The sequence below is a fragment of the Streptomyces sp. CoH27 genome, from assembly GCF_020181035.1.
Taxonomy (GTDB): domain Bacteria; phylum Actinomycetota; class Actinomycetes; order Streptomycetales; family Streptomycetaceae; genus Streptomyces; species Streptomyces camelliae.
This window is the reverse complement of record NZ_JAIQYY010000004.1, coordinates 237,888-259,097: the sequence shown is the minus strand read 5'-3', so window position 1 is coordinate 259,097 and position 21,210 is coordinate 237,888. Positions and strand designations below refer to the sequence as shown.

The following is a 21,210-nucleotide window of genomic DNA, read 5'->3' as shown; positions in this document are numbered from 1 at the left end:
CGGGAAACCCGTGACCGGTCGACGGACCTCCTCATCAGGCCGTACACATCCCGCTCCGTCAGCCGGCGGCCACCGCCGCCCCGGCGTATGCCATCACTGCCAGGGCCAGGACAGCGGCGGGCACGGCCCGTACCGGCGGGTCTCCATGGCGCAGGTGCACCATCACGGCCGCGGCCATGAGCAGCGCGAGCCCTGCCGCGGAGGCCAACCCGAGTGGAACCACTGCCAGTCCGAGCAGGAGCCCGACGGCTCCGGCCGCCTCCAGGGAGCCGACAACCCGGTAGAGGCCGGTCGTCATGCCGAGGTGCGCCGCCGCCCGGCGCATGAACGGCACCGCGGCGAGCTTCGCCAGACCGAGCGGGAGGAAAACCGCGGCCGACGCGACGGCGAGGATGACGTGCACGGTCGTCATGCCGACCGTTCCCGCCGTTCGGCCCCCAGGCGGGCGAAGTGTTCGATGAGGTCGGGAGCGTCCACCGCAGCGGGGTTGAGGACCTGCTCGACCGGCGCGCCCTGCAGCAGGCGTTTGACCGGGACCTCCAGCTTCTTGCCGGTCCGGGTGTGCGGGATTCCAGGCACTTCGATGATCTCGTCGGGGACGTGACGGGGTGAGGCGCCGGTGCGGATGGCCTCCTTGATCTTCTCTCGGAGGACGTCGTCCACGGTCACTCCGGCGGCCGGCACGACGAACAGCGGCATCCAGTAGCCGCCGTCGGGCTCCTCCGCACCGATGACCAGGGCCTCGGCGATCTCGGGGAGGCGTTCGACGACGTCGTGGATGTCGGCGCTGCCCAGGCGCACGCCGTTGCGGTTCAGCGTGCTGTCGCTCCGGCCGTGGACGATCACCGAGCCGTGTCCCGTGACCGTGATCCAGTCGCCGTGGCGCCAGACGCCGGGGTAGGTGGAGAAGTAGGCGTCGCGGTAGCGGGTGCCGTCGGGGTCGTTCCAGAAGGACAGCGGCATCGACGGCATGGGGCGCGTGACGACCAGTTCACCGACCTGGTCGGTGACCGGGAGGCCCTCGGCGTCGTACGCGCTCAGGGCCACGCCGAGGTGAGGCGCGGACAACTCACCTGCCCACACGGGTGTGTTGGGCGCGCTGCCGGCGAAGCCGGACACCACGTCCGTGCCGCCGCTGATGGAGACGAGCAGCACGTGGTCGCCGACGTGATCGCGGACCCAGGGGTAGGCGGAGGCGGGCAGGGCGGAGCCGGTGCAGCCGACCACGCGGACGGATGACAGGTCGTGCACGGACGGGTCGATGCCGAACTTGGCTATGCCCAGCAGGTACTGCGGGCTGGTGCCGAAGACGGCCACCCGGTGGCGCGCGGCCAGCTCCCACAGGACGTCGGGCTTGGCGTGCGGCGCCGGGCTGCCGTCGTACGTGCAGGTCGTGGCGCCTGTCAGCAGGGTGGAGGCGACCAGGTTCCACATCATCCAGTGGGTGGTGGTGTACCACAGGAGGCGGTCACCGGGGCCGAGGTCGGAGTGCAGGCCGAGGGTCTTCAGATGTTCCAGCAGCACGCCGCCATGGCCGTGGACGATGCCCTTGGGCAGGCCGGTGGTGCCGGAGGAGAACACGACCCACAGGGGGTGGTCGAACGGCACCGGCACGCAGGTGAGTTCCTCGGTGCGGGTGGAAGCGTCCTCCCACGGGATGACCAGGGACGGACAGGAGCCCTCGGGCCAGGGCAGACCCACATGATCGACCAGCAGCGTGGCCTTCAGCGTCGGGAGGGACTTGGCCAGTTCGAGGGCTGCCTCGCGGCGGTCGTGGACGGTGCTGTTGAAGAGATAGCCGTCGGCCGCGATCAGCACGGTGGGTTCGAGCTGGGCGAAGCGGTCGGCGGCAGCCCTGGGCGCATAGTCCTGTCCGCACACCGACCACACAGCGCCCAGGCTCGCGGCGGCCAGGAACGCGACGATCGCGTGCGGGGTGTTGGGCAGATAGCCCGCCACCCGATCGCCCGGCCCCACACCCAGGTCGCGCAGCGTCGCGGCCACCGAGGCGACCAGGGAGCGCAACTGCTTCCCCGTCACCTGGTACCCCGAGCCGGTCTCGTCCAGCGCGATGACCGCCACACCGTCGTCCGGCACATGACGCAGGGCGTGCTGGGCGTAGTTCAGGGTGGCGCCCGGGAACCAGCGGGCACCCGGCATGGTCTCCTCGGCCAGGACGCACGCGTACGGGGTGTCCGCGTCGATGCCGAAGTAGTCCCACACCGCGCCCCAGAAGCCTTCCAGGTCGGTGACCGACCAGTGGTGCAGGGCGGCGTAGTCGGTGCCGTCCTGCCCGGCGTGGCGGGCGAAGTCCATGATGCGGCTGCCGGCGACGGCCTGCGGGTCGGGCATCGTGAAGGGGTCCGGATATGGCCTGGTCATCGTGTGGCGCTCCTCAACAGGCTTTTCTCGGCGGTTCGTGGGGAGGGATGGGGTCCGCGCGTGGTGTGCAGCAGGGGCGCCCAGGTGGCGGTGTCCGTGAAGCCCCGGCCGCCGGCCGGGACGATGTCCAGGACGACGCGGTCGGGGCGCAGCAGTGCGGCGTCCGCCCGGCCGGCGCGCAGCCAGGCGGCGAGCGTGCCGTCGTCACGCAGCTCGGTCACGGGGACCGCCCGGACGCCGAGCCCGTGGGCGAGCGCGGTCAGCGAGGGCGAGGGGTCGGTGGCGGTCAGGATGATGAAGGAGTCGCCGAGCACCTCGTCGAGACGGCTGCGCCGCCCGTCGGCGTTCACCCACGGTTGCGGGCAATGTGTGCCCGCGAGACCCCGGCGCGCACGGCGCCGCACGAGCGGCCCTGCGGTCAGGGCCGGGCTGAGGTCGCGGCCGGCCGCTTCGGCCAGGCCGGGGATGCGGCACGCGACGGCCAGGAGATTGCGGCGGAGCGCGGCGGCGCCGTCCTGGCCGCCGGTCATGGCCCAGCCCATGGCGACCGCGAGCCGGATCACGTGCCGTGCGTGCGGCTTGCGTTCGCTCTCGTATGTCTCCAACAGGCTTTCCTCGGCGCCTTGCTGGAGGACACGGGCGAGCTTCCAGGTGAGGTTGTAGGCATCCCGCAGGCCGGAGCACAGCCCCTGTCCGATGAAGGGCGGGGTGAGGTGGGCGGCGTCGCCGAGGAGGAAGACCCGTCCACCGTGCCACCGGTCGGCGACCCGCGCCCGGAAGGTGTACTGCGTCTTGCGGACGACCTCGAAGTCTCCGTCGTACGAGGGCGACACCCACGGGGCGACCAGCTCACGGACCGGCTCGTCCCGCTCCCCCAGGCGGAACTCCCAGCGGTAGCGGTCCTCGCCGACACGCATGAAGGTCGCCGGCCGGTCCGGGTCACAGACCTGGTCGACGCCCTCCCAGCAGCGGACGTCGGCGTTCGTCCGGACGTCGATGACCGTCCAGCGTTCCTCGAAGCGCAGGTTCTCCCACACGGCGCCGATGGCCTCGCGGGTGAGGCTGTTCGCGCCGTCGCAGCCGAGGACCGCTTCTGCCCACAGATGGTGCTCGCCGTTGTCATCGCGGTAGGTCACGCGCACGGGACCCGTGGTGTCCGGGCCGACGGCGGTGACCTCCACTCCGCCCCGCAGTTCGCACTCAGGGGTGCGGCCCAGGGCGTCGCGCAGCACACGCTCCAGCTCGGGCTGGTCGAACATGCTGGTCTGCGGGTAGCCGTGATGGCCGTGCACGGAGCGGCGGAACTCGGCCATCACCCGGTGCCCGGCGTCCAGCAGCCGCAGCCCCTTGGCGGGACGGGAGATCGCGGCGAACTCCTCTCCTACGCCCGCCGCCTGGAGAATCCTGCACACCTCGTCGTCGGTGGCGACGGCGCGCGGAAGCGGGTACACCTCCCGGTGGCGTTCCAGCACGACGGTGCGGACGCCGCGCCGGGCGAGCAGGAGGGCGGCGGTCACGCCCACCGGCCCGGCGCCGATGATCACGACGGGTGCGTGCGGTGCGGAGTCCGGGGGTGGTGCCTGGTCGGCGGTCATGTGCGGCTCACCTCGGGTCCCTACTTGGCGTCCGTGACGGGCGTGCGCTGCTCACCGAGGTCCATCCGGCCGTCCGGGGTCGAGATCGTCGCCGTGATCACGTCACCCGTGCGCAGGTAGTGCGGGTTGCGGGCCTGGCTCTTGAAGAACGCCTTCCACTTCGCGGCGGGGGGCAGCAGCGAGCCGATCTTCTCCACAGCCTTCGGCGGGGCCTTGAGCGCGGTGCCGCCGGGGGTGCCGGTCAGCAGCAGGTCGCCCGGGTCGAGGCTCTGGAAGCGGGCGAGCAGGGTGAGTGCCCGTGCCGGGCGGACGATCATGTCGGCGAGGGTGCGGTCCTGGCGCAGTTCGCCGTTGACCGACAGCTTCAGCCGCAGGTCGAGAAGATGGGCGAACTCCTCCGGCTCCAGCAGGGTCAGGTAGGGACCGGTCGGCGTGAAGGTGGGGTACGACTTGCTCTCGTAGAACTGCGTCTTGGTCAGCTGGACGTCACGGGCGCTGACGTCGTTGGTGATCACGAGACCGGCGACGTACGACGGCAGGTCGCGTTCCTCGACGACGGTGCCGACGGGCAACGGTGCGCCCATGACCAGGCCGAGTTCGATCTCGTAGTCGAGGAACTTCACGTGCGCAGGCCGGACGATGCTCTGTGCCGGGCCGCTGACCGAGCCGGACGCCTTGCGGAAGAAGGCGGGCGGGATGTCGCCGGTGAAGCCCGAATCACGGGCGTGGCTGCGGTAGTTGACCATCTGGGCGACCACGCGGCACGGGGTGGTGACCGGTGAGAGGGCGACCAGGTCGGCGACGGGGGTGCCCGCATCGTCCGAGAGGGTCGCCTCGCGTACGGCGACGCGGTCGGCCATCAGTTCGGCGGTGGTGGCGGCCTTGGTGTCGACGGGGACGGCGCGGTCGCCGCGGACGGCCCACCAGCCGTCGGCGGTGCGCAGGACGTTGGTGCTCATGATCGGTTCCTTTGTGAGGGGAGTCGGGCTCAGGAGTTGGCGGCCTTGAGCAGGCCGAGCAGGCGGGCGGGGTCCAGCTCGTTGTCGCCGCGCAGCGCCTGGACGACGTCGCGGACACGCTGCGGAGAGGGACTGGCGCCCAGGAAGTCTCGGGTGGCGGGCGGTCCCCACTGGGCGAGGCCGCTCGTCGACATCGGCGCCCAGCCGGGCTCGACGTCGCAGGAGAACAGGTCGCCGTCGGCGAAGTGCTCCAGCATGAAGTGGTCGGGGTCGCGCCAGTAGTCGAAGAGCTGGCTGCCCTGGATATGCCGGCCGATCCCCCAACTTCGCTTGTATCCGCGCTCCTTGAGGTATTCGCCACCGACGGCGATCGCGTCCAGGTCGGTGACCTGGTAGGCGGAGTGGACGTACCCCGTTCCCGGCCCCAGGTGCATGGCCAGCGTGTGGTGGTCCGCCGGCACGCTGCCCTGGTCGCAGCGGATGAACGCCATGGTCGGCCCGCGGTCGCGCTGTCCGTCCAGGAACAGGAAGTCGGACACGATCATTCCGAGGGTGTCCAGGTACCAGTCGAGGGCCCGGCCGAACACTCGGGTCTCCAGCACCACATGGCCCAGCCGCTGGATACGGGACGGCTCGCGCGGAGGCCGCTGCGCGGCATTCGTACGGCGGTGGTCGGTGCCGAAGTTGAGGAGCAGCGGCTGCTGCTCGGGGAGCTCTGGCAGCTGTTCACCGCAGTGCACCACGCGCACCGGGAAGCCTGACGGGTCCAGCAGGCCGACCGTCTTGCCACCGCCGGGCACGTCCGCGTCCCGTACGTCGGTACCGGTGGCGCACGCCAGCCGCTCCAGGTCTGCCCGCTCGGAAGCCCGGAACGCCGGGCCGATGAATCGGGAGGTGCGGCCCTGCCGGATCACCATGCAGGGCGAGCCGGCGAAGGTGCCACGCAGCCACAGCTCGCGCTCGGTACGCGCGGCGACCTGGAAGCCGAAGTCGCGGGCGAAGACTTCGGCCCGGTCGAGGTCCGGCTTCTCGAACTCCAGCCAGGCCAGGTCGGCCACCTTGATCACCGGGTTGCGGGACCTGCCCGGATGTTCGCCACGCAGGGCGCCCTGCTCGCTGTGGAGGTCCTGGTGGGCCGTCTTGACGACGGCCCCCTTGTTGCGGGTTTCAGACATGGTGCCCTCCGAGCAACATTGCCGTAATGAGGAAATCATCAACTGTGACAGTTCTGTCGTCAAGCTGTTCACGGCAGGAAATGATGAATTCATCAGGACTGCGATCGCCATCGCCCTGCCGTTAGACTCGGCGCATGTCTACGTCAGCCCCGCCCAGCAACCGGTTCGAGCGGCGCCGCGCCGAGACCCGGCGGGCGCTCATTCGCGCGGCCCGGCAGATCCTCGCCGAGACCGGTGACACCAGCGCCAGCATCCAGGTGATCGCCGAGCGCGCCGACGTCGGATTCGGCTCCTTCTACAACCACTTCGAGTCGAAGACGGAGCTTTTCGAGGCGGCCGTGGTGGACGCCCTGGAGGAGTTCGGCCAGAACTTCGACAAGCACCTCGCGGGGATCGACGACCCGGCCGAGCTGGTCGCGGCGGGATTCCGGCTCAGCGCACGGCTGACCGCGTCCCATCCGGAGCTGATGCAGGTCGTGCGCCGCCGCGGCCTCGGCCACATCCACTCGGACAACGGCCTCGCCGTCCGGGCGCTGCGCGACCTCCAGGCCGGCATGGCCTCCGGCCGCTTCACCGCCGTCGACCCGACGGTCGCGCTGTCGGCATTGGGCGGAACGCTGCTGTCCATGGTGGAGCTGAGATTCGCCCGTCCCGACGTGGACGGCGAAGAGGCGGCGGTGAACCTCGCAGAAATGGTCCTGCGCATGCTGGGCGTCCCGCCGGACGACGCCCACGAGGTCGCCCGGCGCCCCCTCCCCACCCTCGACTGACCGCCTGGCACGTCTACGCGGCGGGCGACGTGCTCGGGCGGAAGGTGACGGACGTTCCCGTGAAGCGGGCATCGATGCCGCTCTCCGTGGGGGTCACCGATCGAAGGTGCAGCCCCTCCGGAATGTTCTGAAGCGGGACGGGCTTCGACAGGGCCTTGTCGAGCAGCGCCTTGGCTGGAGGGATCAACTCGCCCTGGGCCACGCGGATGTCCGAGAAGGCGATGCTGTTGCCGTCGGCCGCCGAGACGGCCGCGCTCACGGTGACGTCGCCGGCGAGCGGAAGGCCGACCGTGGCGTCGACCCGTCCGGGCTTGTCCCCCGCTGAGATCTGTACGCCGAGGGCACTCGACAGGTCGTCGTAGGACACGAAGGCGGTCGCATCGACGCTGCGGGCATGGGCCTCCTTGGCGCTCCCCGACGTCTTGAGGCCGTTGAGGCCGACGGTCAGCTTCGTCACCGGCAGCGGCCGGGTCGTGCCGCGGGCCGGTATGTCGCGGGCGGTGATCTCGACGTGCCGCAGACTGCCCCGGGCCAGCTGCGTCAGCACGGGAAAGCCGCTGACGTGCACCGAAGGCTGGTCAGATGTGCCCATGCCCTCCTGGAACGCCTCCGCCGTACGGCTCTCCGCATGGGCGGCGGCAGTGCGGTCGACCACGACGGCGCCCACCAGCAACGCAGCCAGGGACGCGGCGATGACGATCCTGCGTCGCCTCCCGGGAGGGGGCGGGCTCGCGTAGACAGTGGCGTCGTCGTAGCTGGACCGACTGTCGAATTCGCCATAGGGCTGCGACTGGTACATGAGCGTCCTTTCCTGGACGTGCTCGGGAACTTCTCGGGCTATGTGTCTGGAACCGATATGTGCAGCTAGGCACCGGCGAGGTCCGGCCGGCGGAGGTGTCGGACGCAGGCGACGGCGATGTCGCGGTCCACGCCCATGGCGATCAGGGCGGCGGTCGCAGTGTGCGTGCCGTCATCGGTCCACGTCCCTGCGTTCACACACTCCAGGAGCCCTAGCAGATGGCCCTCCAGGGCCCGGCTCAGCGGATCGGCCGGGACGCTGCTCTGGAAGACCCCCTGCCGCTGCCCCTGGGCGATGATCGTCGCCGCCGTCTCGCGCGCGGGTGCGAGCACCTGGGCGACCCGTTCGGCCCCCAGATCCTGGGGAGCGAGGCGGAGCAGCATGCGGTAACGGCCACCGACAGGCCACACGGCGAGGACGAAACGCGCCAGAGCCGCGACGGCATCCGGCTCGGAAGCATGGGGGACCTCAAGCGCCCGCCGCAGCGCCTGCGTGGCATCCTCCACCAGCCCCTCCACCAGTGCGGCCCGGCCGTTGAAGTGGCCGTAGACCGTACGACGCACCACGCCGGCGGCCTCCGCGATGTCTCCGAGGCTGCTGTCGGGGTCACGGCCGAGTTCCTGTCTGGCCGCCTCAAGGATCCGGGCCCGGGTCATGCGGGTGCGGCTGCGTCCCGGGCTGTCTGCCACGTGTGCGCTGGTCATGCGGGGATCTCCGGTCGACGGTGGGAGGGGGCTCCTCGATAGTTGCACATCCATGGGCAATAAACTAGCCTGCACATCGATGGGCAATTAACTGCCCCGGTGCTTCGCAGGCTCCCGGCCGCGCCCGCACCGCTCACACCGATCCACGAACCTCCGAAGCCTCTGCTTCGCCTCTGCCGAGGAGCTTTCGATGCCGCTCTTTGCCACCACCCCCGTCGAGAAGATGAAGGGGCCGTACCCCCGGCGCTGGTGGGCGCTGCTGGTGCTGTGCCTCAGCCTGCTGATCGTCGTCATGGCCAATACGTCGCTGATCGTGGCGGCGCCGGACATGACGAGGGACCTGGGCCTGTCCAGCAGTGACCTGCAGTGGGTCATCGACGGCTACACCGTCCCGTATGCCGCGCTGATGCTGGTGCTGGGTGCGATCGGCGACAAGTACAGCCGCCGTGGCGCCCTGGTCCTGGGTCTGCTGATCTTCGCGGGCGGCTCGGTGATGGGCAGCCAGGTCCATCACACCGACCTGGTCATCACGGCCCGCGCGATCATGGGCGTCGGCGCCGCCGTCGTCATGCCGGCCACCCTGTCCCTGCTCGTCGCGATCTTCCCGAAGTCCGAGCGCGCCAAGGCCATCACCGCGTGGTCCGCCACCTCCGGACTCGCCATCGCCGCAGGCCCGCTGGCCGCCGGCTGGCTGCTCCAGCACCACGCCTGGGGCTCCACCTTCCTGATGAACGTGCCCATCGCCGTCCTCGGCGTCATCGGGGCGCTGCTCCTCGTGCCGCCGTCCAGGGCCGAGGGCATGGGCCGCATCGACTACGTCGGTGGTCTGCTGTCGATCGTCTCGGTCGGCTGCCTGGTCTACGCGACCATCGAGGGCCCGCACTTCGGCTGGGGCGCCGGCCCGATCACCGCGGCCGTGGTCGCCGGCGTGGGCCTGCTGGCCTTCGTCGCCTGGGAGTTGCGTCACTCCAACCCCATGCTGGACGTGCGCAAGTTCACCGAGCGCCCCTTCTCCGGTTCGATGCTCGCGGTGCTGTTCTTCTTCTTCGGCACCTTCGGCTCGATCTACTACTCCACCCAGTTCCTGCAGTTCGTCCTCGGCTACGACGCCCTGGAGACCGGTATACGGCTGCTGCCGCTGGCCGGAGCCGTCTTCGTCGGCGCCGCCGTGACCGCGAAGCTGACGCCGAAGCTCGGTGTGCAGGCGGTGGTGGGCGTCGGCATGGTGCTCGGCACGGCGGGCGTCGTCCTGCTCACCCGGGTCGAGGCGGGCTCCACGTACACCGACTTCCTGCCCTCCCTGCTGGTGCTCGGCTTCGCGATCGGGCTGAGCCTGTCCCCGGCCACCGACACCATCATGGGTTCCTTCCCCGAATCGGAACTGGGCGTCGGCGGCGGTGCGAACGACACCGCGCTGGAGCTCGGTTGCTCCCTGGGCATCGCGATCCTCGGCTCGCTCCTCGCCACGTCCTACAAGCACAAGCTGACCGACCTGGTCGGCGGCCACCTCCCCGCCGCCGCGATGAGCACCGCCAAGGACTCGGTGGGCGGCGGCCTCGCGGTCGCGGAGCAGGTCGCGAAGAACCCGCAGGGCGGAGCCCAGCAGGCCCAGGCCCTGGTCGCGGCCGTCCAGGAGTCCTTCGCCCACGCCATCGCCCACACCAGCCTCATCGGCGGCATCATCATGGCCGTCGGAGCCGTGATCGTCATCGCGGTCCTGCCCGGCCGCAAGCACACCGGGAAGCACCGCCAGCAGGACACGGTGGTCGCGCCGGAGGAGACCGAGTCCGTGGGCGCCGCCTGAGCCCCACGAGGTGACGGGCCGGACACCCGATCCGGCCTCCACCACCCAAGGACGGGCCGTGCCTGAGCGGCGCACGGCCCCGGACGGTGCCGGGAGGGGACGCCCGGCACCGTCCCTTTTTCGCTGTCCGCACCCGGACAGAACCGCGGTTTCCCCGGCTGTCAGCAGGTCGGCCGCAACTGGCCGTCGGCTCCCAGTGCGGTCCGCCGGAATGGGAGCGGTTCACTGAAGTAGCAGCGGCACCTATGACGAGACCCCGGTGCATGTGCACCGGGGTCCGATCGGACCTCTGCCTGGCCGGCCGCACGGCGGCTCAGCCGTCCACGGCATCCTCCGCCGTTGCCGTGGCCACCACCTCGTCGACCACGACGCGCGCCTGTTTCTCCGGGACACCTGCCGCGATGAGCGTGGCGACAGCCACCCGGGTGCCGTCGTCCTCGAACGTGCCGGTGTTGACCTCCTCCAGGAGGGCGACCGTCATGGCCTCCAGGGCAGCGCCGAGCACTGCGGGCGGCAGATGGGAGTGGAAGACGCCGTCGCGCTGTCCGTACTCCACGATGGCGGTGGCCCTGACCCGGGCGGGCGTGAGGATCTCGTCGACACGTTCCGTGCCCAGGTCACGGTGGGCGAGCGCCCAGAGCATCCGGTAGCGGTCGCCCACCGGCCAGATCGACAGGGTGAATCGCGCGAGCGCCCGCTCGGCCGGCTCCGTCGGCGGCGCCCCGACCGCCACGGCGGTCTCAAGAGCTTCGGCAGCCTCCTCGGCCAGCGCCTCCAGGAGCGCCGCCCGTCCGGGGAAGTGTCCGAAAAGGGTGCGCCTGACGACACCGGAGGCGCGGGCCAGCTCCTCCAGGGTGATGTCGGGGTTCCGTCCGAGTTCCTGGCGTGCGGTGGCCAGGATGCGCGCCCGATTGGACCGTGCGTTGCGTCGCTGTGGCACGCGGCCGACGGGCTGGGACACGGAGAACCTCGATGAAGACCGGACGACGTACGAGCGCCTCCATTCTGACATGCGAGCGCCCGGCGCGATCTGCGGCCGCATCCGCACATCACGCCGGGAGGACAGGCGGGGAGGATCAGGCAGGAAGCTCCTTGATGTCGGACGGCTCCTGCGGCTCCACATCGTTGAGGCGGTGACGGAAGTCGCTGGAGGCAGGGTAGGCGGCCCGGCGCGAGCGCATGATGGAGCCCAGCGGGCAGTGGGCCTCCAGGGCGTGCCACGGACTGAAGGACAGGACGTCGTCGGCGTAGCGGCGGCGGGCGTCGCTGTAGGCGTCCTGGGCGGGCAGATGCAGCACCGCGACGACCTCGTGCGCCGACAGCTCCTCGGGCCACAGGACGGAGGCGTCCTCCACGGGCATGCGGTCGATGTCCGTGCACAGTTGGGCCCTGATGTCGTAGTCCGCGCTGTTGTGCGCGAAGAAGTCCACGACGAGGTCGCGCAGTGCCGACTCTCCGGCCTTCCGGTCGACGGGCCGACCGGTGAGGGCTTTGACGTCGGCCGAGCGCGGCGCGGCCGAGATCTTGGCGACGTGGTGGCCGTAGCGCAGCGCCGCCATGGAGTGGAAGGTCTCGCCGAGGATGTGGTGGTTGGCCGCGGCCAGGGTTTCGACGGCCGGTGGAAGCGGGCGTCCGGCGCGGGTGAGGGCCTTGGCGGCGATGCGGGCGGCCAGTCCGGTGAGCTGGAGTTGCTGGTCGCTTTGGCGGGCTGCTTTTCCAGCAGGTCCTGCAGTTTGGCGTACTCGGCGATGTTGCCGAAGGGCAGGGTGGGGTGGTTGACCAGGAGGAAGTCCTGGGTGGTGAAGCCGTCGTCGACGGCACGGGGTCCGGGTGCGCCGATCACCTTGATCGCGATGCCGCGCTGGACGGGTACCTGGTCGGAGCGCAGGTCGCCCGGCGCCGAGGAGAAGCGGACGATGACCGGGTAGACGGCGGGTTCGGCGAACAGCCCCTGGGCGAGGTGGGCCGGCAGGTTCGGCTGGACGCGTAGTTCGCCGGCGAGGACGCCGTGGCTCTTGGCGTGGGCATCGCGCAGGCCGTGGCGGTGTTTGTCGGCGACCTGCCAGTTGGCCTTGCCCATGGCTTCGACGACCTGGCGGACGAGTTCCTGCTCGTTCGGAAAGGGCTGTTCGAGGTCGGGCCGGTAGCGGACGTACGAGGTCATGGGATGCCTCCGCGCGGGGTGGGGTCAGATGCTGCTCAGCCAGCGGATTGCGGTCAGGCTCGGCATGAAGAAGTACTCGCCGCCGAGAAGGGTGTTGAAGGACTGGATGTTCTGCACCCGGCGCGGCGGGGTGCCGGGCACGGTGAAGTAGGCGCCCTTGTCCTGAATCGAGATCATCGGGTCCTTCTCCTTGCCCAGGCCCATGAAGTTGCCCGAGCCGACCCACTCGCTCTGCAGGAACTCGACGTTGTCGATCGCACGCGCGCCGAGCGCGATGAAGTCCAGGCCGCGCGGCTTGCCGTCGTCCTTGAGGCGGTCCGGGGGCAGAGGGGTGCCGTAGGAGGTGCCGCGCCGGATGATGCGGCGGATGTTGACGTCGGTGAGGACCGTCAGCTTCGTGTCGCGGGGGTTCATCCGGCGGATGTGCGATCCGAGGGGCGTGCGCAGGCCGCGCGGGTCGGCGGCGTAGTCGAAGTCGTTGATCCGGTTCGGGTCCTCGCCGATCGCGGGGTTGTCACGCTCCGGAGCCAGGGCCAAGGGCGCGCCGCTGCGCCAGCGGCCGACGAGCTTGGCGGCCAGCAGTTCGCGTTCGGCCTCGGTGCGGGCGTTGTCGTGCAGCCACGTGTTGAAGGCGGCGACATGGGAGTGGTACTTGCGGAAGACCACGTAGGTGCCGTTACGGCCGAGGACGTCCGGAGCCGGTACGGGCAGGGGATGGCCGGTCTCGCTCGGGTAGCCCAGCACGAACTCGCCGGCCTTGATCGGGCGGCCGTCGCCGGGCAGGGGTTCGGCGCCGCTGCCCTCGACCACCGGCTGGCTGAAGCCGTCCCGGTACCCGAACACATTGAACCCGTCGGCCGCGAAGTCCTGGTGCGACAGCAGCCGCACCCCCGGCACCTCGCGCAACTCGGTCTCGTAGGCGGCGACTTCGGCACGCCAGTCGTGCTCGCTCGCGGCGTAGACCGTGACGGCGACGTGCACGCGCGGCGTGCCGAACGGGAACTCCCAGCGCTCCGGCGCGTTCGGGCCGGTGTCACGGAGCCGCTCGGCGCGGGCGGCCATCCCGGCACGGAAGTTGGCCGGGAAGGAGGCCAGCGACTCGTGCGGCACACCAAGGGCTACGAGTCCCTGATAGCTGAGGGCGAGAGCCAGCCAGGACGGCCGCGGTTCGTCCCATCGGGCAGCCGAGGTCACCCGGGGCGCCAGCCGCCGCAGCAGCTCTCTGCCCGCGGCGGGCTCGGTGATCTCCAGGATGGCGTGGGTGCCGAAGTAGGGCTCCGGCCGGGCTCGCAGCAGGGTCGCCTGGATGTCGTCGAGGTCCAGGGTGGGCGGGCGGCGCAGGCGTCGGAACAGCGGAGAAGGCATGGCGCGCCTGCCTTCAGTTGAGGTCCGACAGGAAACGCTGCACGGCGGCCTCCTGCCGCTTGAGCCGGTGGCCTTCAGCGACGGTGAGGTTGGGGTGGGCGACGAACCACGCCTCCGCCGGGATCTGGTACTTCACGATGAAGTCCTTCACGTCCGGCGAGGTGATGCCGGGCCAGCCCTCGACGTTGCTGAACAGGTAGTCCATGAAGTCGGGGATCTTGGTGGCGAAGTCGTCGATGTAGGGGTCCCACTCGCCGTCGAAGGCGGTCGCGAACAGCAGCTTGGTGTCGTTGTCCAGGAACACGAACCGCATGTTGTGCAGCGTTCCGACCTGACCGGCGCCGGCCAGGTTCCCGCCGACCAGCTTGAAGAACTTCCGCAGCCGTTCGGCACCGCCCGGCTTCAGCGGCAGGATCGTCGTCAGCTCGGAGACCTCGCCGCTCTTGGCGCCGATCCGGCCGGCTGTCGTGACGGCGTGCTCGGCCACCTCCTCCTTGTCGGCCAGGATCTCGGCGACCTTCAGCTTGAGTGCGATCTTGGCGTCCGCCAGTGCCGAGTCGGCCTTCTCACGGACGGCCTCGGGCAGCGTCTGGAACTTCGCGTGCAGGTCCTTCTCGCTCATGGCACTTCTCCTCGGGTTCGGGGCGCCCACCTGCCGGTCGACACCTCTGACTAAGTCCACATAACTGATTACATCATCAGTTCACCCGTCCGACCTGTCAACGCGCCGCTCGCAATCAGCGGCATGACGCACACCACTATGAGACAAGTTGACTCACAACACTTCTGTGAGTCAGCCTGTCTCACAGTTGAAGGATCTCCGGCACATCCATCCCTCCCAAAGGAGTTCCCGATGGCGGATCACTTCTCCGGACCGCGCATCCTCTTCGATCCCGCGTCCGACGTCGCCGACGTCTTCGTCTTCCCGAGCCCGGACCGGCCCGGCCGTCTGGTCCTCGTCCTCGACGTCTTCCCGGCCGCCACACCCACGGCGCTGTTCTCCGACGCCCTCACCTACCGCTTCCGGGTCCGCCCGGTCTCGCCGGCGTCCGAGGGGGCCGCGTTCGTCGTCGGCGATGCCGAGTACGCCCTCGACTTCACCTTCGCCGCGCCCGACCGGGTCCTCGGCGTCGACGGGTCGGTGCAGACAGGCCTCTGCACGACGCCGGACGGTGGACAGGTCGTCTTCCAGGTCGGCGACGAGACGCCCGTCGACACCGATGGCCTGCGGATTTTCGCCGGGCCGCGGCTCGACCCGTTCTTCATCGACCTCGCGGGCGTACTGGCCGCCGACGCCACACAGAAGCTGGCCTTCCGGCCCGGCGCGGCCAACACCCTCGAAGGCATGAACGTCCTGAGCATCGTCGTCGAGGTCGACCCCGAGACGGTGTTCGGCCCGGACAGCGGCCCGCTGCTCGCCGTCGTCGGCGAGACCGTGACCTCGGGCGGACGTCCTGTCCGGCTGGAGCGCATGGGCCAGCCCGAGATCAAGAACGTCGTCCTGGCGAGCAGGAAGTTCGACCCCGTCAACAGCAACCTCGAAATCCGGGACCTGTACAACGAGGAGGACGCCTTCGCCGTACGACCGGACTACGCCGGCGCCTACCGGGCACGGTTCGACGCGAACCTGGCCTTCTTCGACCGCCTCGACGGCGAGACCGTCTGGCCGCTGGACGGACAGGGCGGTCACCCGCTGACCGGGCTGCTTCTCGCGGACTTCCTCGTCGTGGATGTCTCCAAGCAGTTCTCGGAGAGCAGCTGCTTCGAGATCGAGACCGCTCTCCTCGCCGGCCGCGAACACACGACCTGTGGCGGCAGGGCTCCCAACGACGACATCGTGGACACCCTGTACACGCTGCTGGTGCACGGTGTCGACGGAGCCCGCATCAGCGACGGCGTCGATCACGGGACCCGGCCGGCCACCCACCGCTTCCCCTACCTGGTGGCCCCCAACCCGAACCCGCCGGACCTCATGACCGTGATGACCGCGCTGCCGGCGGCGCCCGAGCCGGAGGGGGAAGCGGCATGACACCCGCACCCGTCCGAGGCGACCACGAGCCGATCACGACGAACGGCACCATCGCCCTGGTGAACCTGTCGGCCCGGATCGACGGCCTGACGGCACAAGCAGGGCAGGCGGACCACGCCGGACCGTTCACCGTCGCACCACAGGCGGGCCTGGTCGACCTGCTCACGCTGCGCGGGCACTTCCTCGGTCGCATCGCCGACTACGAGCAGGCGGCCCGGCTCGCCGACGGATTGGTACGCCGCGCTCCCGAGCGCACCGCCGCCCTGCTGGCCCGCGCCCGGGCGCGGGCAACCTTGCACCGTTTCGCCGAAGCCATGGCGGACCTCGACGCGGCGGACCGGCTCGGCGCCGCACCGGCCACTCCGGACGCGGAACGGGCGGCGATTCTGCAGGCGGTCGGCTGTCACGCCGAAGCCCGTTCCCTGCTGAGAAAGGCCGCCCTGCACCAGCCCGGCTTCGCGATGCTGGGGGCCCTTGCGGTGTTCCGGGCAGAACGCGGTGAGACCGCAGAGGCGGAGCACGTCTTCGAGGAGGCGCGACGGCGCTGTCACGGCGTCTCTCCTTTCCCGCTCGCCCAACTGGACTTCCGGCGGGGTGTGATGTGGATGCAGGAGGGCGATCTGCCCAGGGCCCGGCGGTGGTTCGAGGCAGCATGTCGCCGGGTGCCGGGCTACGCGCCGGCAACCGGCCACCTCGCGGAAGTCGAACTCCTCCTCGGAGATCCCCGGGCCGCCGTGGTCCGGCTGCGCTCCCTGGCGGAAACGAGCGACGACCCCGAGTACGCCGCCCATCTCGCGCGCGCCCTGCGGGCCGCCGACCGGCACCGGGAAGCGCAGGCATGGCGGGACCGGGCGGCCGAACAGTATGAGGATCTGGTACTGCGGCACCCGGAGGCGTACGCCGATCACGCCGCCGACTTCTGGCTGACAGTGGGAGGCGACGTCGACCGCGGACTCCAGCTGGCGCTGCGCACCCTCGTCATGCGTCAGACGACCAGGTCGTACGCCCTGGTCGGGCGGGCCCGTGCGGCCGACGGTCAGGAGACGCCCGGCACGGCCCTGCCACGGCACCTTGCGGTTAACATGTGAGTCAAGTTGTCTCACAGGAAGGTGCAGCATGCCGGAGGAGCGAGCCGACCCGCGCCAGGTGCGCAGCCGTGAGGCCATGGTGGCCGCGGCCACCGAGCTGCTCACGCAGGGGGGGCTGGAGGCCGTGAGTCATCAGGCAGTGGCCGCCCGTGCCGGGGTCGGTCGGGCCACGGTCTACCGCCACTGGCCCGACCTGCTCGGCCTCCGCCTGGCCGCGCTGCAGGCCGGGATGCCACCCCTGTCGCCGGCCCCCGAGGACGTGCGGGCCGCGTCCGGTGCCGAACCGCGCGCCGAGCTGGTCCACTATCTGCGCCAGCTCGGCGAGCGGCTCGACGACGCCCAGGCCGGAGCAGTCCTCGCCGCGGTCCTGGGCGGGGCCCAGCACGACGGCAGGATGCAACACCTGCGGCAGACACTACTGACCCAGATCGTCGACGCCCTGCGCCCCGCCGTCGCCGCCGCCGCCGAGCGTGGCCGGCTCCGCGTCGACGTCACCGCCGAGACATTCGCCATGACCACCGTCGGCCCCCTGGTCTACCAGCGCTTCCTCGTGGGCTCCCCGCTCGGCCCGGACACGGTCGACAGTGTGGTGGACGCGGCGCTGCGGGCGTGGGCGCCGTAGCGGTCGGACACCGACTCACAAGGGTCAGAACGGGCTCCTCGAAGGCGGAAGCACATTCCGGTTCGGGAACCAGTGCCCTCCTTCTGCAAGGGTGCCGAACAGGGGGTGGCCGGAGCAGCGCAGTGGGGACAGACCCCACGACACCCCGCTTCGGCCACCGGACCGACAGACCATGGACGAGCTGCCGAAGGTTCAGCGCACGGCGACCTCGTCCGGCTTCCGGTCCGCCTCGGCCTCCGCGCGCACGGGAAGCCGCGCACCCTCGATGTCGACATCCGGCGTGATCCGGTCGAGCCAACGGGGCAGACCCCAGGCGCGGCGGCCGAGCAGGGCCATGGCCGCCGGGACGAGGGTCATGCGGACCACGAAGGCATCGACGAGGACACCGAACGCCAGGGCGAAACCGATGGACTTGATGATCGGGTCATGGTTGAAGACGAAGCCGCCGAAGACCGCCGCCATGATCAGCGCCGCGGCGCTGACGACCCGGCCGCTGCGGGCGACACCGTGGGTGATGGCCTCGGTGGCGTCGTCGGTGTGCTCGTAGTGCTCGCGCATGCGACTGACGAGGAAGACCTCGTAGTCCATGGCGAGTCCGAAGAGGACGCCGATGAGGAGGACCGGCAGGAAGCTGGTGACCGGGCCCGCCGACGGGATGTCGAGGACACCGTTGAGATGTCCGTCCTGGAAGACCCAGACCGTGGCTCCCAGGGACGCGGCGACGGACAGCAGGAAGCCGAGCGCGGCCTTGACCGGGACCAGCAGGGACCGGAAGGCGATGGTCAGCAGAATCAGGGCCAGGATCACGATGATGGCGATGAACAGCGGTAGTGCGTCGGCGAGTTTGCCCGCCACGTCGATCGCGGCCGCGGTCGTACCCGCGATGTAGAGGGTGCCGCCCGCCTTGTCGACGGCGGGGGCGTTCTCCCGCAGCCGGTGCACGAGGTCGGTGGTGGCCCGGGCGTCCGGCCCGGTCTTCGGGACGACGGCGATGACGGCGAGGGTCGAGTCGGCGTTGGCGACCGGCTGGGTGACGACGGCCACGCCGCGGTCACCGGCCAGGTTCGCCCGCAGATGCGTCACTGCCGAGCCGCGATCGGCCGCCGGCATGTCACGCAGGTCGACCACGGCCGTCAGGGTGGCGTTGAAGCCGGCCCCGAATCCCTTTGTCAGCAGGTCGTAGCTCTTGTGCTGGGTGCTGTCGACAGGCTGCGAAGCGTTGCTGGGCAGGCCGAGGCGCAACTCGCGAGCGGGTACGGCGAGCGCGAGCAGACCGATCACTCCCGCCAGCAGGACGAGCAGCGGCTTGCGAGTGACCACGCGGGCCCAGGTCAGGCCCCAGGCGCCGGGGGCGCGTTCGGCTGTAGCGCGACTGCGCGGTCGTAGCCGGTCGCCGAACAGGGCGAGGACGGCGGGTACGAGGCTGACGGCGACCAGGACCGCCAGCAGTACGGTGACCGCCGCGGCCAGGCCCATCACCGTCAGGAACGGGATGCCGGTGACCGCGAGCGCCGCCAGCGCGATGATCACCGTCGCACCGGCGAAGACGACCGCGCCGCCGGCCGTGGCCACGGCACGCGCGATCGAGTCCTCCGTGTCCTGTTCGGGGTCGGCAAGCTGCTCGCGGTGGCGGGAGATGATGAACAGCGCGTAGTCGATGCCCACGGCCAGCCCGATCATCAGGGCGAGCACGGTGGCGGTGCTGGTCATCTCGACGTATCGGGTCATGAACTCAACGCCCAGGACACCGATCGCCACGCCCACGAGGGCGGTCAGCAGCGGCAGCCCGGCGGCTATGAGGGAGCCGAGGGCCAGGGCCAGGACGGCGAAGGCGATCACGACGCCGACCACCTCGGCCGGGCCGCCGACCTCCGTCTTGGCATCCATCGCCGAACCGCCGAACTCGATCCGCAGTCCAGCGTCGCGGGCCTGGGCCATCGCGCGGGACAGGGCGTCCTTGGCCGACTGCGGCACATCACTGGCCTGCCGGCGGAAGCGTACGTCCGCATAGCCGATGCGCAGGTCGGGCGAGACCGTCTTGGTCTTGAGCGGATCGGAGACGTTCACGACGCCGGAGACCCCGGCGGCCTTCCTCAGGCTCGCCTCAACGGCCGCCGCCGTCTTCGGCTCGGTCAGCTTCTGCCCCTCGGGCGCCGCGAAGACCACCCGGGCCACGCCGCCGGCGGCCTCGGGGAACTTCTCCTTCAGCAGGTCCTGCGCCTTCTGTGACTCGATCCCAGGCACCGAGAACTCGGTGGTCACCTTGCCGTGCAGGGTGATCCCGAGGCCGCCGACGACAGCGAGCAGCAGCAGCCAGACCGCGATGACCCGGCCGCGACGGCGTACCACCCAGCGCGCCCATGTGTACAGGCGTGAGGCCATGCCCGTGTTTCCTCTCTTCCACGGTGGTCCGATCCGGACTCGCTACACCGTACGGCATTTTTGCAGTCCACTGTAAATTCACTACGAGTGGTAACGTTGCTGTCATGAGCGAGGGTCTACGGGAACGGTCCAAGGCGCGCCGCAGGGAGGCGATCCTCCGGGCTGCGTACGAGCTGTTCGCCGATCACGGCTTCGAGGCGACGACGATCGCCGACATCGCGGCGTCCGCCGAGGTGTCGCCGCGTACCGTCACGCTGTACTTCCCCTCGAAGCTGGAACTGGCGACCTCCCACTTCGACGCGTTCGCCGACCGGCTGGGCACCGCGCTGCGCGAACGGCCGGACGGGCAGACAACCTTGGACGCACTGGAGCACTGGCTACGCGGCGAGGGGGCCCAGCGCAGCGACCTGGACGATCTCCACGACCGCATGCTCGACCTCAACCCGCAGCTCAGGGCCATCGCCAACGCCCGCCTCACAGAGGTCATCCAGGAGGGCGCCCGCATCTTCGCCGAGGAACGAGGGGCCGCGCCGGACGACTTCGGTCCCCGCATGGCGGCAGCGGCAGCCGCAGCGGTCATCGGCGAGGTCTGCCATCGCACACAGGAAGCCGACATCGGCATGGCGATGGCCTTTCTGCGCGCCGGTGTCGGCACCCTCGACACCGCATAGCCACCGTCCACACCTTGCCCGGCAAGGTCGACCGTGAAGGGCGGACGCACGGCTCTGCCGAAGCCGACCCCCACCACCGCTGTCGTCACCGGCGCCTCCCCGGGCATCGGCGCCGACACCACGCGCGAGCCGGGCAGCGGGCGGGACTGTTCGACACCGTCGCCGAGCGCGGGCTGACGGTGGACGTCCTGGTCGACAACGCCGGCATCGGCACCGTCTACACGGTGGCCCATTCGCCGGTCGAGGCCGAGGTCGCGCAGCTGCGGGTGAACGCCCGGGCGGTCGTCGATCTGACCACCTGGGCGGTGCAGCAGATGGTGCCGCGCGGACGCGGCGCGATCCTCGACGTGGGCTCCGTCAGCGGCTTCTGTCCGACTCCGGGCCAGGCCGGATACGCCGGGACGAAGGCGTTCGTCCAGATCTGCAGTGAGGGCCTGCGCGCGGAGCTCGCCGGTACGGGTGTCACGGTCGCCGTGCTGTGTCCCGGGCCCGTGCGCACCGAGTTCGTCCACTCCGCCGGTCTGGACAGCGACGAATTCCCGGCCTTACACCCCGACGTGTCCTGCTGCCCGCGCTCGCCCGGCAGAACCCGGGGATGAAGCGCGACCGCGACTGACCTGCCGCAGACGCCGTTGCGATGATCGAGGCGAGCCAGGGCCGACCACCGGCACTGACACCGCCATGGCGCCGTCATATCGTGG

At 70.5% G+C, this 21,210-nt stretch carries 20 protein-coding genes; 8 read left to right on the top strand and 12 right to left on the bottom strand.

Features of this window, described 5'->3' with window-relative positions; genetic code table 11:
- Positions 1 to 58: 58 nt before the first annotated feature.
- Genes LE548_RS08255 through LE548_RS08235 form a run of 5 tightly spaced genes read right to left on the bottom strand, consistent with a single transcriptional unit; the run spans position 59 to position 6,111 of the window.
- Positions 59 to 412: a DoxX family protein gene (locus tag LE548_RS08255; protein WP_225096000.1), complete on the bottom strand. Its 354-nt coding sequence runs from the start codon at positions 410 to 412 to the stop codon at positions 59 to 61.
- A complete protein-coding gene (locus tag LE548_RS08250) occupies positions 409 to 2,382 on the bottom strand; it encodes an acetoacetate--CoA ligase (protein WP_225095999.1) in 1,974 nt (657 codons plus the stop codon). Before LE548_RS08250 ends, LE548_RS08255 begins: the two co-directional genes overlap by 4 nt.
- Complete coding sequence (locus LE548_RS08245) at positions 2,379 to 3,977, bottom strand: bifunctional 3-(3-hydroxy-phenyl)propionate/3-hydroxycinnamic acid hydroxylase (protein WP_225095998.1); 1,599 nt, start codon at positions 3,975 to 3,977, stop codon at positions 2,379 to 2,381. Before LE548_RS08245 ends, LE548_RS08250 begins: the two co-directional genes overlap by 4 nt.
- A 20-nt stretch (positions 3,978 to 3,997) precedes the next feature.
- The gene (locus LE548_RS08240) at positions 3,998 to 4,936 is read right to left on the bottom strand and encodes a fumarylacetoacetate hydrolase family protein (RefSeq protein ID WP_225095997.1); all 939 of its coding nucleotides are present in this window, start codon (positions 4,934 to 4,936) and stop codon (positions 3,998 to 4,000) included.
- 29 nt (positions 4,937 to 4,965) lie between these two features.
- Positions 4,966 to 6,111, bottom strand: a complete 1,146-nt coding sequence (locus tag LE548_RS08235; RefSeq protein ID WP_225095996.1) for a VOC family protein — start codon at positions 6,109 to 6,111, stop codon at positions 4,966 to 4,968.
- A gap of 134 nt (positions 6,112 to 6,245) precedes the next feature.
- Here LE548_RS08235 and LE548_RS08230 point away from each other — a divergent pair, with 134 nt between their 5' ends.
- Positions 6,246 to 6,881, top strand: a complete 636-nt coding sequence (locus LE548_RS08230) for a TetR/AcrR family transcriptional regulator (protein ID WP_225095995.1) — start codon at positions 6,246 to 6,248, stop codon at positions 6,879 to 6,881.
- A gap of 13 nt (positions 6,882 to 6,894) precedes the next feature.
- On the opposite strand, the gene LE548_RS08225 is transcribed toward LE548_RS08230, so the two are convergent.
- Entirely contained in the window at positions 6,895 to 7,680 is a 786-nt protein-coding gene (locus LE548_RS08225) for a DUF2993 domain-containing protein (RefSeq protein ID WP_225095994.1), read from the bottom strand.
- A 65-nt stretch (positions 7,681 to 7,745) separates the two neighbouring features.
- On the bottom strand, positions 7,746 to 8,384 hold the full coding sequence (locus tag LE548_RS08220; protein WP_225095993.1) for a TetR/AcrR family transcriptional regulator: 639 nt from the start codon (positions 8,382 to 8,384) through the stop codon (positions 7,746 to 7,748).
- A 190-nt stretch (positions 8,385 to 8,574) separates the two neighbouring features.
- On the opposite strand from LE548_RS08220, the gene LE548_RS08215 reads away from it, so the two are divergent.
- The gene (locus tag LE548_RS08215; RefSeq protein ID WP_225095992.1) at positions 8,575 to 10,188 is read left to right on the top strand and encodes an MFS transporter; all 1,614 of its coding nucleotides are present in this window, start codon (positions 8,575 to 8,577) and stop codon (positions 10,186 to 10,188) included.
- Positions 10,189 to 10,501: 313 nt separating this feature from the next.
- Here the strand turns inward: LE548_RS08215 and LE548_RS08210 are convergent, their stop codons facing one another.
- Together LE548_RS08210 and LE548_RS08205 are read right to left on the bottom strand one after the other, a co-directional pair.
- Complete coding sequence (locus LE548_RS08210; RefSeq protein WP_225095991.1) at positions 10,502 to 11,149, bottom strand: TetR family transcriptional regulator; 648 nt, start codon at positions 11,147 to 11,149, stop codon at positions 10,502 to 10,504.
- A 115-nt stretch (positions 11,150 to 11,264) separates the two neighbouring features.
- Positions 11,265 to 11,747, bottom strand: coding sequence for a hypothetical protein (locus LE548_RS08205; RefSeq protein WP_225095990.1), 483 nt, complete (start codon positions 11,745 to 11,747; stop codon positions 11,265 to 11,267).
- A 212-nt stretch (positions 11,748 to 11,959) separates the two neighbouring features.
- Here LE548_RS08205 and LE548_RS08200 point away from each other — a divergent pair, with 212 nt between their 5' ends.
- Positions 11,960 to 12,178, top strand: coding sequence for a hypothetical protein (locus LE548_RS08200; RefSeq protein WP_225095989.1), 219 nt, complete (start codon positions 11,960 to 11,962; stop codon positions 12,176 to 12,178).
- A 198-nt stretch (positions 12,179 to 12,376) separates the two neighbouring features.
- On the opposite strand, the gene LE548_RS08195 is transcribed toward LE548_RS08200, so the two are convergent.
- Positions 12,377 to 13,717, bottom strand: a complete 1,341-nt coding sequence (locus tag LE548_RS08195) for a peroxidase (protein WP_225095988.1) — start codon at positions 13,715 to 13,717, stop codon at positions 12,377 to 12,379.
- 13 nt (positions 13,718 to 13,730) lie between these two features.
- On the bottom strand, positions 13,731 to 14,339 hold the full coding sequence (locus LE548_RS08190) for a hypothetical protein (protein WP_225095987.1): 609 nt from the start codon (positions 14,337 to 14,339) through the stop codon (positions 13,731 to 13,733).
- A 231-nt stretch (positions 14,340 to 14,570) separates the two neighbouring features.
- On the opposite strand from LE548_RS08190, the gene LE548_RS08185 reads away from it, so the two are divergent.
- The 3 genes from LE548_RS08185 to LE548_RS08175 are packed head-to-tail and all read left to right on the top strand — an operon-like array spanning position 14,571 to position 17,456.
- Entirely contained in the window at positions 14,571 to 15,746 is a 1,176-nt protein-coding gene (locus LE548_RS08185; protein ID WP_225095986.1) for a DUF4331 family protein, read from the top strand.
- Positions 15,743 to 16,834: a tetratricopeptide repeat protein gene (locus tag LE548_RS08180; protein ID WP_225095985.1), complete on the top strand. Its 1,092-nt coding sequence runs from the start codon at positions 15,743 to 15,745 to the stop codon at positions 16,832 to 16,834. The genes LE548_RS08185 and LE548_RS08180 overlap by 4 nt, the downstream gene beginning before the upstream one ends.
- Positions 16,835 to 16,862: 28 nt before the next feature.
- Complete coding sequence (locus tag LE548_RS08175) at positions 16,863 to 17,456, top strand: TetR/AcrR family transcriptional regulator (protein ID WP_225095984.1); 594 nt, start codon at positions 16,863 to 16,865, stop codon at positions 17,454 to 17,456.
- A 192-nt stretch (positions 17,457 to 17,648) separates the two neighbouring features.
- Here LE548_RS08175 and LE548_RS08170 read toward each other — a convergent pair whose 3' ends face one another.
- A complete protein-coding gene (locus tag LE548_RS08170) occupies positions 17,649 to 19,838 on the bottom strand; it encodes an MMPL family transporter (RefSeq protein ID WP_225095983.1) in 2,190 nt (729 codons plus the stop codon).
- Between the two features lie 104 nt (positions 19,839 to 19,942).
- Between LE548_RS08170 and LE548_RS08165 the strand changes: the two genes are divergently transcribed.
- Positions 19,943 to 20,509 (top strand): TetR/AcrR family transcriptional regulator, encoded by a 567-nt coding sequence (locus tag LE548_RS08165; protein ID WP_225095982.1) that lies wholly within the window; start codon positions 19,943 to 19,945, stop codon positions 20,507 to 20,509.
- A gap of 14 nt (positions 20,510 to 20,523) precedes the next feature.
- Positions 20,524 to 21,108, top strand: coding sequence for an SDR family oxidoreductase (locus tag LE548_RS08160; RefSeq protein WP_225095981.1), 585 nt, complete (start codon positions 20,524 to 20,526; stop codon positions 21,106 to 21,108).
- The last annotated feature ends 102 nt before the right edge of the window (positions 21,109 to 21,210 follow it).

Excerpts from the sequence above, each read along its gene's own strand:
- LE548_RS08255 (WP_225096000.1), bottom strand. The coding sequence starts at position 412 with ATGACGACCGTGCACGTCATCCTCGCCGTCGCGTCGGCCGCGGTTTTC.
- LE548_RS08250 (WP_225095999.1), bottom strand. The coding sequence starts at position 2,382 with ATGACCAGGCCATATCCGGACCCCTTCACGATGCCCGACCCGCAGGCC.
- LE548_RS08245 (WP_225095998.1), bottom strand. The coding sequence starts at position 3,977 with ATGACCGCCGACCAGGCACCACCCCCGGACTCCGCACCGCACGCACCC.
- LE548_RS08240 (WP_225095997.1), bottom strand. The coding sequence starts at position 4,936 with ATGAGCACCAACGTCCTGCGCACCGCCGACGGCTGGTGGGCCGTCCGC.
- LE548_RS08235 (WP_225095996.1), bottom strand. The coding sequence starts at position 6,111 with ATGTCTGAAACCCGCAACAAGGGGGCCGTCGTCAAGACGGCCCACCAG.
- LE548_RS08230 (WP_225095995.1), top strand. The coding sequence starts at position 6,246 with ATGTCTACGTCAGCCCCGCCCAGCAACCGGTTCGAGCGGCGCCGCGCC.
- LE548_RS08225 (WP_225095994.1), bottom strand. The coding sequence starts at position 7,680 with ATGTACCAGTCGCAGCCCTATGGCGAATTCGACAGTCGGTCCAGCTAC.
- LE548_RS08220 (WP_225095993.1), bottom strand. The coding sequence starts at position 8,384 with ATGACCAGCGCACACGTGGCAGACAGCCCGGGACGCAGCCGCACCCGC.
- LE548_RS08215 (WP_225095992.1), top strand. The coding sequence starts at position 8,575 with ATGCCGCTCTTTGCCACCACCCCCGTCGAGAAGATGAAGGGGCCGTAC.
- LE548_RS08205 (WP_225095990.1), bottom strand. The coding sequence starts at position 11,747 with ATGGCGGCGCTGCGCTACGGCCACCACGTCGCCAAGATCTCGGCCGCG.
- LE548_RS08195 (WP_225095988.1), bottom strand. The coding sequence starts at position 13,717 with ATGCCTTCTCCGCTGTTCCGACGCCTGCGCCGCCCGCCCACCCTGGAC.
- LE548_RS08190 (WP_225095987.1), bottom strand. The coding sequence starts at position 14,339 with ATGAGCGAGAAGGACCTGCACGCGAAGTTCCAGACGCTGCCCGAGGCC.
- LE548_RS08185 (WP_225095986.1), top strand. The coding sequence starts at position 14,571 with ATGGCGGATCACTTCTCCGGACCGCGCATCCTCTTCGATCCCGCGTCC.
- LE548_RS08180 (WP_225095985.1), top strand. The coding sequence starts at position 15,743 with ATGACACCCGCACCCGTCCGAGGCGACCACGAGCCGATCACGACGAAC.
- LE548_RS08175 (WP_225095984.1), top strand. The coding sequence starts at position 16,863 with ATGCCGGAGGAGCGAGCCGACCCGCGCCAGGTGCGCAGCCGTGAGGCC.
- LE548_RS08170 (WP_225095983.1), bottom strand. The coding sequence starts at position 19,838 with ATGGCCTCACGCCTGTACACATGGGCGCGCTGGGTGGTACGCCGTCGC.
- LE548_RS08165 (WP_225095982.1), top strand. The coding sequence starts at position 19,943 with ATGAGCGAGGGTCTACGGGAACGGTCCAAGGCGCGCCGCAGGGAGGCG.